The sequence below is a fragment of the Paenibacillus odorifer genome (assembly GCF_000758725.1).
GTDB lineage: Bacteria > Bacillota > Bacilli > Paenibacillales > Paenibacillaceae > Paenibacillus_AQ > Paenibacillus_AQ odorifer.
Genome location: NZ_CP009428.1, coordinates 6727986 through 6746146, shown reverse-complemented (window position 1 = coordinate 6746146; position 18161 = coordinate 6727986). Strand labels below are relative to the sequence as shown.

The 18161-nt window shown below is 42.3% G+C and carries 14 protein-coding genes; 7 read left to right on the top strand and 7 right to left on the bottom strand.

Going from position 1 to position 18161, the window contains the following annotated elements:
- Positions 1–147: 147 nt before the first annotated feature.
- The 3 genes from PODO_RS29460 to PODO_RS29450 all read left to right on the top strand — a co-directional run bounded on the left by PODO_RS29460 (position 148) and on the right by PODO_RS29450 (position 2325).
- Complete coding sequence (locus PODO_RS29460; RefSeq protein ID WP_038573919.1) at positions 148–1104, top strand: quinone oxidoreductase family protein; 957 nt, start codon at positions 148–150, stop codon at positions 1102–1104.
- A 1-nt stretch (position 1105) separates the two neighbouring features.
- Positions 1106–1540, top strand: a complete 435-nt coding sequence (locus PODO_RS29455) for a MarR family winged helix-turn-helix transcriptional regulator (protein WP_036682401.1) — start codon at positions 1106–1108, stop codon at positions 1538–1540.
- A 251-nt stretch (positions 1541–1791) separates the two neighbouring features.
- Positions 1792–2325 carry a YceI family protein gene (locus PODO_RS29450; protein ID WP_036682399.1) on the top strand — a complete coding sequence of 178 codons (534 nt, stop codon included), beginning with the start codon at positions 1792–1794 and terminating at the stop codon, positions 2323–2325.
- A 126-nt stretch (positions 2326–2451) separates the two neighbouring features.
- Here PODO_RS29450 and PODO_RS29445 read toward each other — a convergent pair whose 3' ends face one another.
- Genes PODO_RS29445 through PODO_RS29425 form a run of 5 tightly spaced genes read right to left on the bottom strand, consistent with a single transcriptional unit; the run spans position 2452 to position 9793 of the window.
- A complete protein-coding gene (locus PODO_RS29445) occupies positions 2452–5007 on the bottom strand; it encodes an FtsX-like permease family protein (RefSeq protein ID WP_051491238.1) in 2556 nt (851 codons plus the stop codon).
- Positions 5008–5014: 7 nt separating this feature from the next.
- Positions 5015–5728, bottom strand: coding sequence for an ABC transporter ATP-binding protein (locus tag PODO_RS29440; protein ID WP_036682398.1), 714 nt, complete (start codon positions 5726–5728; stop codon positions 5015–5017).
- Positions 5688–6920, bottom strand: a complete 1233-nt coding sequence (locus tag PODO_RS29435) for a hypothetical protein (protein ID WP_052097394.1) — start codon at positions 6918–6920, stop codon at positions 5688–5690. Before PODO_RS29435 ends, PODO_RS29440 begins: the two co-directional genes overlap by 41 nt.
- Before the next feature lie 18 nt (positions 6921–6938).
- Entirely contained in the window at positions 6939–8399 is a 1461-nt protein-coding gene (locus PODO_RS29430; RefSeq protein WP_038573916.1) for a radical SAM/SPASM domain-containing protein, read from the bottom strand.
- Positions 8396–9793 carry a radical SAM/SPASM domain-containing protein gene (locus PODO_RS29425; RefSeq protein ID WP_036682396.1) on the bottom strand — a complete coding sequence of 466 codons (1398 nt, stop codon included), beginning with the start codon at positions 9791–9793 and terminating at the stop codon, positions 8396–8398. The genes PODO_RS29430 and PODO_RS29425 overlap by 4 nt, the downstream gene beginning before the upstream one ends.
- A gap of 673 nt (positions 9794–10466) precedes the next feature.
- Between PODO_RS29425 and PODO_RS29420 the strand changes: the two genes are divergently transcribed.
- The 4 genes from PODO_RS29420 to PODO_RS29405 all read left to right on the top strand — a co-directional run bounded on the left by PODO_RS29420 (position 10467) and on the right by PODO_RS29405 (position 13642).
- On the top strand, positions 10467–11402 hold the full coding sequence (locus PODO_RS29420) for a LytTR family transcriptional regulator DNA-binding domain-containing protein (RefSeq protein ID WP_038573913.1): 936 nt from the start codon (positions 10467–10469) through the stop codon (positions 11400–11402).
- Positions 11403–11506: 104 nt separating this feature from the next.
- On the top strand, positions 11507–12352 hold the full coding sequence (locus PODO_RS29415; protein ID WP_038573911.1) for an ABC transporter ATP-binding protein: 846 nt from the start codon (positions 11507–11509) through the stop codon (positions 12350–12352).
- Positions 12349–13059, top strand: a complete 711-nt coding sequence (locus PODO_RS29410; protein ID WP_038573909.1) for an ABC transporter permease — start codon at positions 12349–12351, stop codon at positions 13057–13059. Before PODO_RS29415 ends, PODO_RS29410 begins: the two co-directional genes overlap by 4 nt.
- Positions 13060–13261: 202 nt before the next feature.
- A complete protein-coding gene (locus PODO_RS29405; RefSeq protein WP_038573907.1) occupies positions 13262–13642 on the top strand; it encodes a FlxA-like family protein in 381 nt (126 codons plus the stop codon).
- Between the two features lie 187 nt (positions 13643–13829).
- Here PODO_RS29405 and PODO_RS29400 read toward each other — a convergent pair whose 3' ends face one another.
- Both PODO_RS29400 and PODO_RS29395 read right to left on the bottom strand, forming a co-directional pair.
- Positions 13830–16451, bottom strand: a complete 2622-nt coding sequence (locus PODO_RS29400) for a family 16 glycosylhydrolase (RefSeq protein WP_038573905.1) — start codon at positions 16449–16451, stop codon at positions 13830–13832.
- 136 nt (positions 16452–16587) lie between these two features.
- Positions 16588–18159: a response regulator transcription factor gene (locus PODO_RS29395; RefSeq protein ID WP_038573904.1), complete on the bottom strand. Its 1572-nt coding sequence runs from the start codon at positions 18157–18159 to the stop codon at positions 16588–16590.
- Positions 18160–18161 lie beyond the last annotated feature (2 nt).

The window sequence follows — 18161 nt, the reverse complement described above, 5'->3', positions numbered from 1 at the left end:
CCTGACCAGCCGTTTCTTTTGGAAATAAGCTAATGGACTTGCGTCCGGATATGGATTCCAAATAAAATGTGCATATTGCACATAATTTGTGTTATACTTTATTATGTGCAATATGCACATAATATGGGGTGGAAGAAGGGTGTAAATATGAAGGCAGCAATCGTAAAGGATAAGGGGACGATTCCCGTAATGGGTCATTTTGATTCCCCCGTTGGGACAGAGGGGCTAGTTATAATTAACGTTACGGCCACAGCCTTGAGTCGAGTTAGCAAGTTCCGTTCAATGGGTATGCACTACTCTTCTGAAGTTAACTTTCCAATTGTAGCCGGTATCGACGGTGTAGGAACTTTGAAAGATGGGTCTCGTGTTTACTTTGCGCTGCCTACTGCACCATATGGCAGTTTGGCTGAGCAAACAATCGTCAACGAAAAGCTGACTGTCCGTTTACCAGATGGTATTGATGATCTCACTGCTGCCGCTATCGCCAACCCTGCTATGTCGTCATGGGCTGCATTGGTATTTCGAGCTGGTTTTAAATCCGGTCAAACTGTATTGATTAATGGCGCTACTGGTGCATCCGGTAGTTTAGCAGTTCAGATTGCTAAGGGTCTGGGGGCCAAGAAGGTCATTGTAACAGGACGCAACGAATCGAAGTTGCAAGCACTTGAAGCTGATGAGGCTATTGCATTTGATATGACAGCCGACAACGGTCAAAAAATGTTTGAAAACGCCCTAATGCCAGTTATTGCTGAAGGTGTTGATGTTATATTGGATTATCTTTGGGGCGACAGCGCACTCGCTATCATGTCAGCTCTTGTTAAGGCGAAAACGGATCGTTCAACTCGTTTTGTAAGCATTGGAACTTCATCTGGCCAAGAAAGCATTCATTTACCTTCATCTCTTTTACGCTCATCAACAATCGAACTCGTAGGTAGCGGAGATAAGAGTGTTTCTAAAGCTGATATGCTATCTGCTGTTAGAGGTGTCTTTGAAATGGCTGCCGAGGGGAAGATAAAAATTACCACAAAAGAGTTCGCTCTAGAAGATATTGAAGAGGCTTGGAATGCCCCACTAATGCCTCGTCCTGTTGTAAGGGTGAAATAAAATGGAAAACGATATTTTTAAAGCACTGATCGATTTAGTTTCCATTATCAATAGGCCAGACCGTGATAAGAAGATGATTGCTAATGCTGGCGTAAATTTGGAAGCAGCAACCTTTCGTGTCTTTGTGGGCATCGTGCATCTCCAACCGACTAGTGTTGGTGATTTGGCCGCCATGATGGGAAAAAACTATTCGAGTGTTAGCCGGCAAATTGATAAGTTAGAAAACGCGGGGTTGGTTCATACGTATCCATCAAGTGCAGATTCCCGCATTCGTGTGTCTGAATTGACGAAAAGCGGGGAGGAAATCAATGCAATGATTAGCCTCACCCGTGAACGCATTTTGCATGAAGCTTTGGATGACTGGACTCTAGAGGAAAAAAACAGCTTATTGAATAACTTAAGGCGTTTATTTGAATCGTTGCAAAGATTCGACTAGTTGCAGATTATGACTGTTCACACACAGCTCAATGTTTATTGCGATGGTGGATATTCGGGTAAAAGGAATTACGGATTCAATGGGGAACCATTCTGAAATCGGATTTACGAGGAAGCCGCAAAAATGCTAAAACGCTACTGACACAACGTTGTCAGTAGCGTTTTTGTATATTAGGGGTATAGCGAGTAGCGCAGTGTTTTGGAGATAGGGTGACCTTGCTCATAATCTTATTATAGAGGTGGAATTTATTCATGAGTAATATCAAATGGGAAGTGGATCCGGACCACAGCTCCGTCGAGTTTTCGGTGACGCATTTAATGATTAATAAAATCAAAGGAGTATTTGAGCGTTTCCAGGCTATCTTAAGTTTTGATCCCAACGAGTTAACAACTATGGGTATTCAGGCTTCCATAGACGCAAATAGTATCACAACTCGCCAAGCGCAACGAGATGAACATTTGAGGGGCGACGACTTCCTTCATGCTGCCAAGTATCCAACCATTGCGTTTCAAAGCACCAACTGCGTCTTTGCTGGTGAGCGGCAATATGAACTTACAGGCAATCTAACTCTGCATGGAGTAACCCAATCTGTTACTTTTCATACTGTATTTGAAGGACTAAACAAGGACCCACGCGGACGGGAACGTGTAGGATTTCATTCAACAGCCAGTATTGATCGTAATGAATTTGGTTTGAAATTCAACTCGCCTCTGGAAACCGGTGGAATTATAGTCGGAAATGAAGTGAGGATCGAGCTTTATATTGAGGCAATTAAAATACTGTGAACCGTATCACAAATTAATGTATTTTTACACCAAACGTAGTTATGACAAGGTATAAAAAAATCCCTCTCTGCGTAATAGAGAGGGACAGTAACTATTTAAGTACCAATTCATTAGAGCCTTATTAGATCATAACTGGTTGGTCTGTAAGAGCTGCGTAGGTTTAGTAAGCAGAGCAGGCCTCGCCGCTATCCAAGCCACTGAGAGTGTGGTTATAACACATAGGCCAATCCCATAAATCACCCATTTAACATCAACCAGGACAGGTAACTTGAACATAAGTTTTAGAGCTACAGTCGTTAACAACAAAGCTATCCCTGTACCAGCAGTTCCTGAGACTAAAGATAAAACAAAGTTCTCTAACAAGATTGACCGTAATGTCTTACCATTGGATACTCCCACTGCTTTGATGATTGCAATTTCTCTGCGTTTTCTTAAAAGGCTTATCACAATTTGATTCCCGATGGTAAGTATCGCTGTAATGAAGGCAAATAAAGTCACTATAGAGAAGAATACACTTATCATACGTATCATTGAATTTAAGCTTTCGGAGGCTGTACTTGATACTGAATACGCCATAGCGGATGCTGGAAGTACACCGTTTAATTCAGAGAGTAAACCCGTAGTCAGGGTCCCTCCGTCAATAGAAAACATTACCCGGTTAGGCGCCCCATATTTAGACAATATATCTTTAGTTGTTCTCATACCTACTGTTTTTACGAACCCTGATTCAAAAAAGCCAACAATTTTGAAAGGAATCTTCTTTTCTCCCATTGTAACTTCAACTGTATCGCCTGTCTTAATTCCCAACTGTTGATAATCTTCCAATAATAATGCGGTCTTGTGCGATGAATCATCTTCTATAAGGTCACGTCCACCAATAATGGAATAGGACCTTGATGCAAGTGAAGGGTCAACACCTTCAATGCTCAATTTATTGGAAGCGAAGAACTTATTCCCGTCTGACTTTTGCTGAAAAAGAGAAGTTGCTTCACTTCCGTTAATTGAACTTAAAAGACCGTTCATCTGGACACCCTCTGTCCACTTTTTAATATCGAGAGATTGAAAAGCTTCCTTGACTGCTTCAGACTCTACTAAGGAGCTTGTGATGAGTAGATTTCCTTTGGCCTCGGTCTCTAACTGTTGACTGACAGACTGAGTTAAGTTATCAGCGAAAAGTTCGCTTGATACTGCTGATGCAACACCAACACTCAAGATAAGAGCCAATAGTCCGTATCGTTTTCTTCCAGATGATAAATTATGAAAAGGGATAAACCAACGAGGAGAGATGAGTTTCCTCATGCTTCCAACCACTCTGAAAATGAAAGAGAAAGCAGAAGAACATACCTTCACAAATATACTTACCAATATAATAATCAGTAGAATCCCTAAAAAAGATAGAACGACTCTAGAACTAATGGATTCGGTTGAACCCAGAAAAAGTGTTTTTTGTAAGTAGAATGCTACAACTAGCGAAATCAGTAATAATAAGAGTCCTCTTTTCCAAAAGCGTACCCGATAAGAAGGGATCTGATGGTTTCCTTCAAGCAATAGCTGCATAGGAGAGACGATGAGCATTCCTTTTAGAGGAATCCATGTTGATATCAGTGCCATTAGCATTCCTACTGCGAAGGTAACAATTGTGACTTTCCATGAAAACTCCCAAGACAACGGTATAGCTAACATTTTGCCTACGTAAGAAGTTAACCAAGTACTCACTAGAAGACCTGTTACTATTCCAGTAATAGTTCCTATCGTCCCGATAAGAATACCTTCTGTTAAAAAGGTACCGGCAACTGAGCGAGAGCGTACACCTATTGCCTTCATAACTGCAATATCGCGCATTCTAGTGCTCATTGCCTGCTTCATTGTATTTGAAACTGTCAAAGCGCTGATTCCCAGTGCAAGCAGACTGAACAATTGTAAAAGTAAAAGAAGGGTCTTGGCTTGAGCCAAGCTTTCGTCTGTCCGCTCTTTCGTGTCCGTTAGTGTAGCACTTGGCAGATGCTTCTCAAGTTCTGCTTGCCAAGAAGTCTTTGGTGTGCCCGCTTTCCAATGGATAAGAATTTCATTTGTGCTTCCGGCTGGAGCGTTTAGCAGATTAGCTGCTTCATTCAACGGAAGATAAGCAGCTCCAAAAATATCCGCATCTCCGTAAGACTCTTGAACATTAAGTACTAATCCTTTTACCTTGTACTCATGCAGACTTCCATCAGACGCGCTCGGCAACCAAATTTTTTCTCCAACCTTTACCTGTAGGCGATCTGCTGCATTATCAGCAAGAAGGACCTCATTTGCTTGAAGTGAACGGATGCCAGGATATTGATTTTCCCCATAATAAGGGTAAGTCTTCGTATCAATTCCCTTCAAGATCACGCTTGTTGTTTTATTTTTGGATTGCACCATGCTCTGTCCGACATATGAAGATGAATGGCTGTCGATTTCTCCCATGTCTTGGAATATATCATTCACTATATTGCTCTGTAGTGGCTTAAGGTAGGACTGGACTAATACATCCCCACCTAATAGCAGTTTGGCAGAATTCTCAATAGAACGTGGCGCCAATTCAGATAATAGGAACATACTAAAGAAACTTGCACTTCCAATAATGAGAGACAATATAGTGAAAATTGTTCTTAATTTGTTACGTAATAAACTTCTCCCGGCAGAGCTCAGCCATATCATCAGATATTCACCTTCCTTTACTCAGACAAGGATCCTCAGTTTCAACCCTTCCATCTCTAATGTAAATCACTCGGTCGGATTTTGAAGCAACCTCTGGATCATGGGTAGCAATAATGAAGGTCATTCTCATTTGCTGTTTTAAGCGGAAGATAAGGTCAAGAACTTTCTGTCCGGAATCACGATCTAAATTGCCGGTTGGCTCGTCAGCAATGACTAGAGAGGGCTTATTAATCAGAGCTCTTGCAATAGCGACACGTTGCTGTTGTCCGCCGGATAGTTGATTAGGCAGGTGCTTCATCCGATCGCCCATCCCCACAAGCTTCAACATTTCTTCTGCTTTTTTACGTATTTCACTATGTCGGGTGCCTTTGATGCAGAACATGGGAAGCATTACATTTTCAAGAGCGGTCATTGTAGAGATTAGATTGAAGGATTGAAAAACAAACCCAATTTTTTGTGCGCGATAATCAGAAAGTTTTTCTTCAGATAAAGATTCGATTGACTTACCCTCAAGTGCGATTTTCCCTGTACTAGGCTTATCTAGGGATCCCATAATCCCAAGCAGGGTTGATTTTCCGCTGCCGCTGGGTCCCATAATGCTTACAATCTCACTTTTGTAAAACTTCAGATTTATTCCCTTAAGAACAGATATTATGCCGGCTTCGGATTCGTACTCTTTGTTAAGATTTTGGATGGCCAGAATCGGTTGTTCTACAATCAACTGAATTTTCCTTCTTTCTGTTAATTTTTTTAATAAGTAATATGGTGAAATGAAGAATTAATATCACAATCACTATCAAAAGGCCTTTGAAGTTTGTCCAGTTCCAAGAATGAAAGAGGGAAGTAAATGAAAAAATAAAACGTAACATATACATTAAAGCAATGCTGAAAACAATTAAGTATAAAGAGGAATACGCTAAAAACACTTTCTTGTAAGTACTGCTCATATTGATAATATTTAATCTAAATTTCTCGCGGAAAAGTCGTTTCCTACATACATATCCCAATAATCCTTGTTTTACCAATGTAAAAGTTCTAGTATGCAGGTTGGGAATTCCGAGGATATCTGTAAGTACCCAGAAACCATCAAGACGTAATAATGGATTTAGATTGCTAATAATGGAAAGCAAAATAAAATGGTTGGCAGTAAATAGTATATTGCTCCCTGTTATTATAGATGATAATTCATATATAATAAATATCCATAATTGAAAATATATACCTCCAAGGTCGATCACTACTCGCTCTTTTCTACTTGCTTTCCAAGCATCACTCAAATCCACGAAAAGAACAGGGGCTAAAAAAAACAATCCGATCCCCATATCTCTTGGTTTAACATTATATTTAAAAGCCGCCACTGTATGCCCAAATTCATGGAATATAGCCGAAAACAAAATCATGAAAAAAGTAATAATCCAAAAAAGATAAGAGCCTAAATCTGCTTTATTTGCAGAAAGACTTAAATTTATTATGTAGTTGTAGAGGGCAATACTCATAAGAACTCCAAAAATACAAATACCTTTTAAAGAAAAAAGATGCTGAAAGGGTTGGGAACAGCCTTCCAGTCGGCTTGCATTTAATAGTGGAGTACGAAAACGGATGGCCGAGGAATGTTCTGCTATTTTTTCGCTCCCTACAACGATACCCTTCTCAGTTAGAAGATGTTCTAATAAATATTGTAGCTCTTCTAAGCGTGGGGCAACTTCATATTTCTCTAATAATTGCTCAGAAATCTCTAAAAGCGACTTTTTTCCGTCCATACAGTTAAAAATGGTTAAAATCTTTTCTGTTACTTTCATTTGTAGACCATTGTCAAAGTGAACTAAATAGCGAGCCCCCTCTTCCCAAACATCCATTTCATGGATAATATAGGGTATCAATTGGGGATATTTTGTTGCTGCTATCGCATTCATAATTATCCCCCTCTTTCTTTAGACGGTACCCAATTCTTCGAAAAGGTGTTTATTATGTTTGATATAAACATCTATTGTTTCATTGGCATAATTACAATAGGGCTTTGTAATATCTCCATTCCTCATTAAATTGGCATAAGCACAACCACCACCACAAAAGAGAGAGATAGAGCATTCCGTGCATTCCTTGGAATCTGTAATTCCCCGGTCCCATTGCTGATGAGCTTCAGAATTCAGCTCATATTTTGGGAAAAATGATCCAACGGCGGTCTCTGCACGGCCTACAGAGTCGGGACAGGCATAGATAAGTCCTTCTGTCCCAAATGAATAGAAACGTTGTTCGCGCGCGCTGCATTCTTTAAAATGTGGAACACTAGTGACCCCCGAGGAAGTACAAGCATCCATATCGTCCATCCTGCTCCAATCAAAAGATCGGATCGTGTTTCTAATTCGTGAGGTGCGCATGTTTATCACTGATCCCAGTCTTGCGTTGTATTTATCAATAAAAGAATCCAAGTCGCCGAACATTTCATATAGGGCTATCAACAGTTCATGTTCAGGTAAGTGGTCGGGCATTGGTTCACTGAAGTGATTAGTAACAGGCGTGACTTGCCAACCAAAGTGGGGGAACTTATTCCAGCCCTTTTGTTCAATGAAATTAGCCAGTTCGACCAGATGACCCAGATTTTCTTTGTTAACATTTGTCCTAGTAGCAACGGCAAAGCCTCGTTCCAGGGCCATATCAATATTTTGGACTATACGATCAAATGTTCCTTGTCCACCAGCCATGATACGCCGTTTATCGTGAACAGCTTTGGGGCCGTCAAGTGAAATTTGAAAGAAATCCCATTGGTCACGGTAAGGTTGAAAAATATCTAAAAATTGATGCAAGAATGTCCCGTTAGTAATAGCGCACATACGGAAACCATATTCATTAACAGCACGTTCTACCACTTCTTTAACTGTATTTTTAGTCTGCGGAAGAAGTGGTTCTCCTCCATATAAAACCATACGATGTTGTGCTCCTATGAAGCGGCCACGATTTTCTTCCATTTTAATAATTTGAGTAATAGCTTCGAACATTTTGGTTATTTCATCTGAGTCTAATGCATGATTATGGTCATGAATTTGATGGCCTTGATAGCAATAGGGGCACCTTAGATTACAAGCATATGTTGTACAAACATTGAAGGTCATACCCCATTTACTCTTTGCCGTCATTTTTTCCATTGCATCTTTAACTTTAAAAAGTATTTGTTGTTCTTCTGCAAGGCTATGAAAGATATACCCTCTTTTTTTGAAAAAAGTAAGTAGTTCAACCTCATTTTGATTATCTCGTTGCAGATTAGTCTGTTCAATCCGATCTAGCCGTTCCTTTACTAGACCATCCACTACATCTACTGCTCCACTAAGAGAATTAATCAAGATATAATTCCCATTGTTAATAGGATGAATAGAATTATATGTGCTTTTGATCATGATTTAACCTCCTCGTATTGTGCAGCTTCCTCCTGCAATTCGTGTAGATATTGACCAAGCATGTTCTTTGCATCCGGACAACAAGGAAGGTCCAGATCTCCGTATGTTGATAAAGCTTGTGCAGCGCAGCCGCCGCCGCAAATCATTGCTGCAGAGCAGTCTTTGCATTTGGGTATTTGTAGAACATTAAAATTTCTCCATTGGTCAAAAACGGGTTCCTTCGTAAAAACAGGGGAGAACTGGCCGATGCGATATTCTGATTTTCCCACTAAATCCGGACATGCATACATATTATTATCAGGTCCAAAAGCATAGGTTTTTCCTTCAGTAGCCTCACAGTAGACAAGTTGTGGCGAAATAATCCCAACTCTATCTTGTAATTCAGGATCAAGTAACATGCCTGTCCGGAAGAAACGGAACATTTCAGGACTAAGGCCGATCTTCTTTTGTTTTTCAAGTTCTGTAAAGTTAGGGACGTGTCGGATTAAAGACTTTGCAATCTCATAACCTTTCATCAAAGTAGAACTCAGACCTAGACAAGTATGATCTGTTACAGGAGCAAAGGTTATTGAGAAGGAAGGATGCCCGAAGAAGCCGCATTGATGATAGTACTTTATTAACTCAGGTACAGTTTTAATATTAGTTTGATCTATATTAATCCGGATCATAACAGGGATGTTACGGTTTAATAATTCATTAACGCCTTGGTGTATCCGTTGAAATGTACCCTGTCCTCCAGATAAAAAGCGCCGACTATCATGTATTTCCTCAGGGCCATCGACAGAAACCATAACACTTAAACAATCGCGAAAGCGTTCTAAAATGTCGGCGTAAGCTTTCAAGTGATAACCATTTGTATTACAACCGATTATAAAATTTCGTTTTTCCGCTTCTTCGCAGATTTTTTCTACCATGTTCTTGGCGGGAGGTAAGAGGGGCTCACCTCCGAATAGGTTAATTAATCCTTTGTCCATTCCGCTTTCTTTATGCAGAATATCAATTGCGGAAAACGCATGCTCTATTTGTTCTTCGGTAATGAAGCGTGTACTCTCATGAAGCAAATGATCTTCAAAGCAATATGTACAACGAAAATTGCAGGCATAAGTCGGACAAATAATATAATGCATGAATTGATCATAATTCATGATTTGTGATGCTTGGTTTAATCGTCGCTCCTTATCTTCATTATTCTCAAAAATGTAGCCTCTCCTCAATAAGAACTCGATATCGTCTTCTTTAAGCTCAGGCGGGTAATTAGATAGTTCCCAACTCTCTGCTGAATCCAGTAAATCAAGCATTTCTGCAGAGAAAAAATCTACAGCACCTGTCAAAGTATTGATAACAAGGTTTTTTTCATCAAACTCATATCTTAAATGGTATTTATTTACTATCATGATATTTTCACCTCTATACAATTTTGGAATTATTAAAAAATATTGTTTAATTGTATAATTTATTGTGAATCACTTATATTGGGTATTAAAGAATTATTCGTAAAAAAAAGCCGCAGAGAACGGCTTTTTTCATCGACTCAAATTTGGAAACAACAATTCCAGCAACAAAGATTAATGCAGGCCATTTCGTCACGATTTTCCAATGTTTCTACCTGATCAAATAATTCTGTCCATAGATCCTTGTCGTCGTTCACGGAGCGAGTTTTGAATTGATTTTCACTCGACATATGTAAACCTCCTTTATATTATTTTTATCTAGAAGAAAGATGCTTTTAGATAAAATTGTTAACCCAAACCTAATGACATCCATTGATTCTTTAGATACCCTAATAACCCATTTATTTACAATGTTATTCTATAATTTTAAATCTACTTATTATGTGAATTTAGTCACAAAATCAAAACTCTTCCAAAATTTTCGAAATAAATGTATTAAATCTCAGTGAGGAATTTAAGTTGAGGGAATTCCTGCTCACTAGAGATGCGGTAAACTAGATGCCTTGACTACTAATATTTGCATTAAATATTACCTAAATCGTATTTATCGAGGAGGAAATAACAGGAACAAAATTGAAAAAGTATACCCTATAGCAGCACTGACCGGGAGGATGGCATGCAATTTCAACCAATTTATTATAATGGGGAATTATTTCTACCGAAGATCGAATTAAATATGACACCGAACCAATCGGTTGGCATCATAACGGACTTGAAGCGAAAGCAGCTTTTAATGAATCAATTAGGGGATCATTCCCAATATTATTTATTTCGGGCTGGGCAAAACGAGTATATGCGTTTAACGGTGGAGGAACTAATCACTTTTCTAATCAGAGTAACAGAGAGGAATGAGCGTACCGCTTCGTTGATAGATTATTTTGCTTTAAAAGAAGAACGGAAGGTAAAGATCAAGGATCTAAGCTCATCGAAAAGGATGTATGTGACATTGCTGCGTGTCTTTTTTGCGCATCAGCCTACACTTGTACTGGAGGAACCCTATTTTTACTTGGAAGAGCAAGATTGTCGTCAACTCAAACGGATTCTGGATGATCTTTCTCAAGAAAAGCAGATTTTAATTTTAACTTCGAATTTAGAGGATGCCCTTATTTCCTGTGATGCCATTTATCGGTTGAACGAATCGGGATTTCATCCATTGGATATTCGGGACTTCGACGAGGATAAGCAGGAAGTACAGAAACAAGACGAGGCCAATATAACCTTGCAGAAGATCTCTACCAAAAGAAATGATAAAGTGATTTTATTTAATCCGCCTGAAATTGATTTTATAGAAAGTGTAGAGGGGTCAATCCTTGTTCATGTGGGCGGTGAAAATTATGACTGTGCGTTGACGCTGACCGAGCTCGAGCAGCGATTATTAAATTTCGGTTTTTTTAGGTGTCACCGATCTTACATTGTTAATCTGCAAAAAGTAAGAGAGATTATTACATGGACGAAAAATAGCTACAGCTTGCGATTAAATACAGGTCAAGATGCCGTGGTTCCGTTATCCCGTTCAAAATTGCCTGAATTAAAAGCACTTCTTAACATTTAAATGGTACCATTCAGGCGCTTACAGCTACATTTCGGCGCGTTTTGATGGCAGGAAGCATGTAATCTGTATATGTTTAAGCCATCAACACTAAGGATGTGGAGTTAATGAATGTTATCCGGGTAGAACGTATCCATAAGAGATTTGGAGAAAAGGATGCGTTAGCAGATGTTTCTTTTTCAATTCCTAAGGGTGAAATTTTTGGTTTCCTTGGCCCGAGTGGCTCAGGCAAAACAACATTAATTAAGATTCTAACGGCACAGTTAAATCCGACAAGTGGACAGGCAAGTGTATTTGACCAGCCGGCGGAGATGATGCAGCAGTCTGCTCAGAAGATGCGTTTTGGCATTTTGACGGATAACAGTGGTCTATATGAGAGGTTAAGTATTGAGGAAAATCTGGAGTTGTATCGTAAGTTATATGATCTTCCCAAATCTGCGGTCGACAAGGTGCTGCAGTTTGTAAACTTAAGCGGGGAGCGCAAAAAGAAAGCTAACCTCTTATCCAAAGGGATGCGTCAGCGTGTCATGCTGGCATGCGCGATTATCCATGAGCCGGAATTATTATTCCTGGATGAACCAACTTCGGCTCTAGATCCGGTAAACACAGCACATATCTATAAAGGCTTACGCTACTTAAATGAGAAAGGAACTACGATTTTTCTGACTACGCATGATATGTCTGAAGCAGAATTGATATGCAACCGTGTAGCGATTCTGTATCAGGGTCAAATCCAAACCATCGGTTCACCGAAGGAACTTAAACGGCAGCACCGGGAGAACGTAATTAGTGTGGACTTAATCAATGGGGAAACCTACGAGCTCCCGATCGATGAGGGGGCGGCTGACCAAATCGCGGATTGGATGAAGCGGGGGCTAATTGACCGGTTAGAAACGAAAGAGCCAAGTCTAGGTGATATTTTTATTAAAATGACAGGAAGTGAGCTACTATGAGTATCTCATACAAACGTGCCCGGGCGATATTTGTGAAGGATTACAAAGAGTTTTCACGTAACTACGCGCTGTCCATTATGCTGATTTTTCCTATTATTATCGCTCTGATTTTCAAGAGGGCAGGTGCGTCTTTACCTGGAGCCAGCGGTTTTCTTTTTAATAGTTCGTTTGTATTGCTAACATGTTTCGCACAAGCCTGCTTGATTGCGGAAGAGAAGGAACGTAACACTTTACGGTCATTAATGATGACACCGGCTACGACCATGGATGTACTAATCGGTAAAAGCAGTTTGGTCTTTGTCATGTCTGCTGTTGTTCTCGCTATTTCTACATTATTATTTGGCTATGAGCCAGCTAATATATGGGCATTTGTGGCAGTAATCATTCTTTCGATTATTCTGTACACTGCAGCCGGGACGATCTGCGGTTTATTCTCCAAGACGTTGCTTGAATCCTCATTATCTATACTCCCTGTGGCGTTCATATTTATGGGGGCACCGTGGGGAGAAGTACTAGTGAAGGATTATCCGGTCTTCAAAGTGCTGGATTACATGCCAAGCAGTCAGCTTGTGCATCTGCTGGGTCTAAGCAATACAGGTTATACGACGGGCGATGTAGTGAAACCACTCCTCATTAATTTGGCATGGACGGTTGTGCTAACAGTAGTGTCTGTCATTTTATATCAGCGGCGGTTGAAGGACGAGTAAGGGAGCTCTGAAGGGACTTTAGCCAGCCTTCGGTGGGTCTTTGGTAGGGTTGAAACAAGCGGCCGACTGAGACTATACGACGATTATTTTCCAATTGAGGCTGTGATGTTGTCATGACGGGGCCTGCCGGGTAATAAAGATGATTAGAACTTTCAAATTTGGCTGATTTTGGATTGGGAGCCAAGGAAACGGGGGAAAGATCATGGCGGCACAGACAGTATCAGGCATCAGCTCCGTACAGACCATTGCGGCCTACGGCGGTACACAGAGTGATGTCAGTTCTCTGGAGAAACAGCGAAACCGGCTGATGATGGAACTGGATAAAGTGAATGCGGCACAAGGAAGTGAGATGCAAACTCCTTATCGCAGGGAGCAGCTGCAGCGGCAAATCCGGCTGCTGGAGTCCCAACTGGTACAGAAAAGCGGGAGCAGTACCTCCGTAAATTTTGTGCCTGCTTCTCCGCTTCAAGATCACCTCCCCCTTTGGGGAAATGAAGGAAAGGGAGGCCTCAAGGGCATCGGCCTGACTGATCCCCGGACGGCGACGGTGGACGCGGAGGGTCATTTCGACGCGTTAATTTAGGCAAGCGAGCGAAGGTGCGGAAAGCGTCAGGTGATGAACTGACACTCCATAATCATGAGGCTAGCTAGCCGAGCTTCCACCGAGAAGACCCGCAGCACGGTAAAAACAACAAAATAGGCGAGAGGGAAGCTTCAACACTTCCTCCTCGCCTATTTGTGTTCATGCAGTTGCTTAGGGTTCAACTATTTTATTCTGGTGTTCCTTGGGTTACCCCATGGATATACGAGAGCGTCGGGGAATCGACGGCCCCTTGTCCCGGATTATAGGTGAAGGAGTACTCGATGGTATCCCCGTGTTGCAGGTGATTTACAGGGTAGGTATAGCTACCGTTCCCTGCCGGGGTCATGGCTACGTTTAGCTGCCCACCGTTATTCAACTTATAGTGTAAGTCGGCAAAGGTTGCGCCGTTCACATAGAACAGCAGGTCGTCACCTATTTTCTTCAGGCCCCGCACCTCATCGCCGACAATGATAACACCGGATGATGCTGCCGGTACAACAGTGATGGTGGAGAGGGCTGTTTTATTACCGTCGGCTGTTGTAGCCGTTACGGTTGTTGTGCCTGGAGTGAGTCCCGTCACGAGACCGTTCGGATTCACGGAAGCGACGTTGGTACCTGATACGGTCCAAGTGACCTGCTTATTGGTTGCATTAGACGGGGCAACATTGGCGTTCAACTGCACAGTCTGTCCGACCTCCACCTGCGCAGTGGTTTGATTCAGAGAAATACCGGTAACCGGCACGTTTACCGGATTCTCGCTGTTGCCTTCTTTATAGACACGAACATAATCCACTTGCATTGTTGCAGGAATATCCGACGGATCTGGGGTATGCCCGCTGTCGAAGTGCCCGCCGATCGCCAGATTCATAATGATGTAGAAGGGTTGATCGAATGGGGCGTTCGGATTGTTAGGTGCAGCTACGGAATACCATTGATCTCTACTGACTTTAAAGAAGAACTTGCCGTCCACATACCATTTCATATTATCTTCTTCCCAGATCATGGAGTACACATGATAATCATTGGCGAAGGTCTGACCTTCAGGGAAGTGATACTCACCAGCAATATATCTGTTTACAGGCCATTGTCCGCCAAAGTGTATGGCCCCGCTGGTCGTGCCGGGCAAGCGTCCTTTGGCTTCCATAATATCAATTTCCCCGGATGCGGCCCACGCTCCATAAGCGGCATCTTCCGGAAGCATCCAAAGTGCTGGCCAAACGCCGTTACCTGTAGGCAGCTTAGCACGAATATCTACTCTGCCGTACTGGAAGGACAATTGATCTTTGGTGTTAATCTTGCCGGATGAGTACTGGGCATACCGGCTTGGGTCCTGTGGAAAGGATTTTGAATCGTTCAAAGCTCTGATATTCAGCTTTCCGTCCTGTACAAATACATTTTGTGTACTGTCTGTATAGTGCTGCAGTTCCGCGTTGCCCCAGCCCCAGCTATTCGGATCGTCAGTAATATAATAACCTTGTTCGTAGCTCCATTTGCTCGTATCGAGTGCTGTTCCGTTAAATTCATCCTGCCAAATGAGATTCATGCCCTCTATCGCCGGGTCGTTTGGTGTTCCGATGGCAATGTCATCATGATCGGATACATCCGGACGTGGGGCATCTGGATTGCCGATAAAGGTATAGTTGACGTAATTATTGCCGACACTTCCGCCCGCCTGTCCATTTAATGGATAGCCAATACGGATTTGCACATCCTCTTGGACGGGCTGGAACCAAAGCCCATAGATGTAGTCAGCCCAATATCCCCACTGGTTGGCATCGGACATGTTGTTATAGCCATTGCCGGCGTATACAAATCCGCTCTGGCTGGAATCACTCATAGCAACCCATTGTCCGTTGATGTTAATTTGGTATACGTAATTTCCTAGTTCAGTGCCTATTGGAGCGCCCCCATCAATCTTAGGTAGCGGTACACCTATTACACCTTTTGCATCTGCGGTAAAGGTCGTTCCCTCATAAGGAGTTAAGACATATGAATTTCTTACAGGTTTATTAAAGGTGAGGGTATAAACGACGTTAGCCGTTGAGGTTTTCGATTCTAACTTGACGTTGATAGACTCTGCTACGGTGAACCAGTAGCCGCCGCCGCCTTCGGTGAATTGTCCGAAGTTGTTATCATAGATCCAGCCGCTGGCTGCATTATTGTCAATATCAATCCATGTACTGCTGCTTACAGGTTTTACATATACCTTCAGATCTTCAGCTACGGCTTCATAGGAAACGGCCGGATCATTGTTGAAGGTAGGATAAGTAAAGCCTGCACTTCCTGTAAATCCTGCTGAAATCTGCGGCCCTTGTGTAGGGGCCATAGCAGTAATGGTCGTTTTGTTTATGTTTTGAAATACCAGGGTGTAATCAAGTGTAACTCCATTAGCCTTGGAGAACAGCTGAATCTCCGTTGTTGCGGAGAGAGTGAACCAATAGCCATTCAAGCCACCGTCGCTCCAGTGTCCCCAGTTTTGGTTGTAGGTATAGCCGCCTGCATTGTCAATATCCACCCAGTTTCCAGCAACTTTTACTTTTACACCGACGTCATCGGAAACATCATTCCAGGTGGCAGAGCCCCCATTGAATGTGGGCATGACGAAACCATAGCTAGCTTGCCCAACCCCTGATTTTGAGATGACAGGACCGTCTGCCGCTGAAAAGTAAGACATAGAGGTAACTGTGGTTCCTGCTGCCTGCACCTTAGAAGTCGGCAATAGACCAACCCCAGCCAACAGTACTACTGCTAAGAACAAACTAAATACCTTCTGCTTAAAACCACTTTCCGTATTGTAAAGTCGTTTCATACTTGCCCTCCTTTAATAAAATAATGAAGAAACGAAACCGCTTACATTTAGGGTCATCTCTATTCTATCGAATATAATAATCAGCTAAAAGGTACAATTATTTTTGTTATAACCCAATTTTTTGGCTTTTGATTATTTATAGCGCTGTGTCACGGAACTTTTCCTCGCTGTCGTGCTTCCGGCGCATCATTTGCCGGTATTCTGTGGGCTGCATGTCCATGACATCCCGAAATGATCGTGTAAAACTTTTGTAGCTTTCATACCCTACCATGGTGGCTACCTCTACAATTTTATGATCGGTTTCGGCCAGCAGCCGCCGGGCTTTATCCAGGCGCACATCGCGCAAGTATTCTGCAAAGCCTTTGCCGATATTTTTTTTGAACAGGTTAGAAAAATAGGCATAATTAAGCGACACGTGGTTCGATACCATCGCGAGATCCAGGGGTTTATGATAGCTTTCGTGTATAAAGCGTATGGCTTCATTCAAATCTTGCGAGTTGCGATAGCTGCACTTATATTCATAATAAAATTGGTTCAGCCGAAGCAGCTGTTGTTGCAGCGCCTGAATATAATCGCGAATACCCGGATAATCGAATAGATTACGTAAACATTCGCTGTCCAGCGCTTCTTCCCCCATGTACGGGCGGATTACACGCACAGATTCCTCCAGCATCTGTACAATGGCACGGCATAGCTGCTGTGTGTATTGGATGTGATAACGTTGCAATGTATCTTTGTGAAATATCATAGAAATGCCTTGGGTGATTGTACCGCTGTTTTTGGTGCCGATTAACTGGAACAGGGCATATAACTCCTCATAGGGAAGCTCCCACTGCTGCTCCAGTCGCTCAATATGTGTTGGCAAGATGCAGCTCTTCTCTGGAAACAGGTAACTGTGGCGATAGAGCTCTAGCGCTTGTGTATAGCTGCGGGGCAACTCCTTCAATCCTTGCTGCGGGCTGGTCATGGCAGTAATGGCATCTATCTGTCCTGCTTTGAGGGCGGCCGGGAAGGCTCCCGTATCTACGGCTGCATCAACCGCGAGAATCAGGTACGGGCGGTGTTGCAGGCATATACACCCTCGTCTGCCATACACACGGTAGGCAAGGGATTCCATACTGTGGCTACTGTCGGCCCCCGGTTGGTTAATCCATAATTCCTCCCGCAGCAGACACAGGCGGTAATTACTCCACAACTCTGGATTCTGTTGCTGGGTCTGGAGAACCCACGCTTCATCAATCATTGCACCCTGCATGAACATACTCAGTTCTTTGCGGTCTGTCTCCCGGGCGCGGCGGGAGATATGCTCCATATTACGCGAGAGCGCCTGCCGTGTTTTTATCTCATTTGCTACATGTTCTACTGCGGTTTGCAGATCTTCACGTTTCACAGGTTTGAGCAGGTAGCCTTTTGCTCCAAGTTCGATGGCTTTTTGAGCATAGGCAAAATCACTATAGCCGCTAATAATCAGGTAATCTACCTCAATATGCTCCTGTTTGCTCTTCGCCATCAGCGTCAGTCCATCCATATCGGGCATCCTGATATCAGTAATCACCAGTTGGATGTTGTGCTGACTCAATATATCTAAGGCCTCAATTCCGTTTACTGCACAGTAAATATTGTCCAGCTGCAGCGGAAATTGACGCAGCATCGCCTGCAGCCCATCACGAATGTGCTTTTGATCGTCCACAATTAGAATATTGATCATGC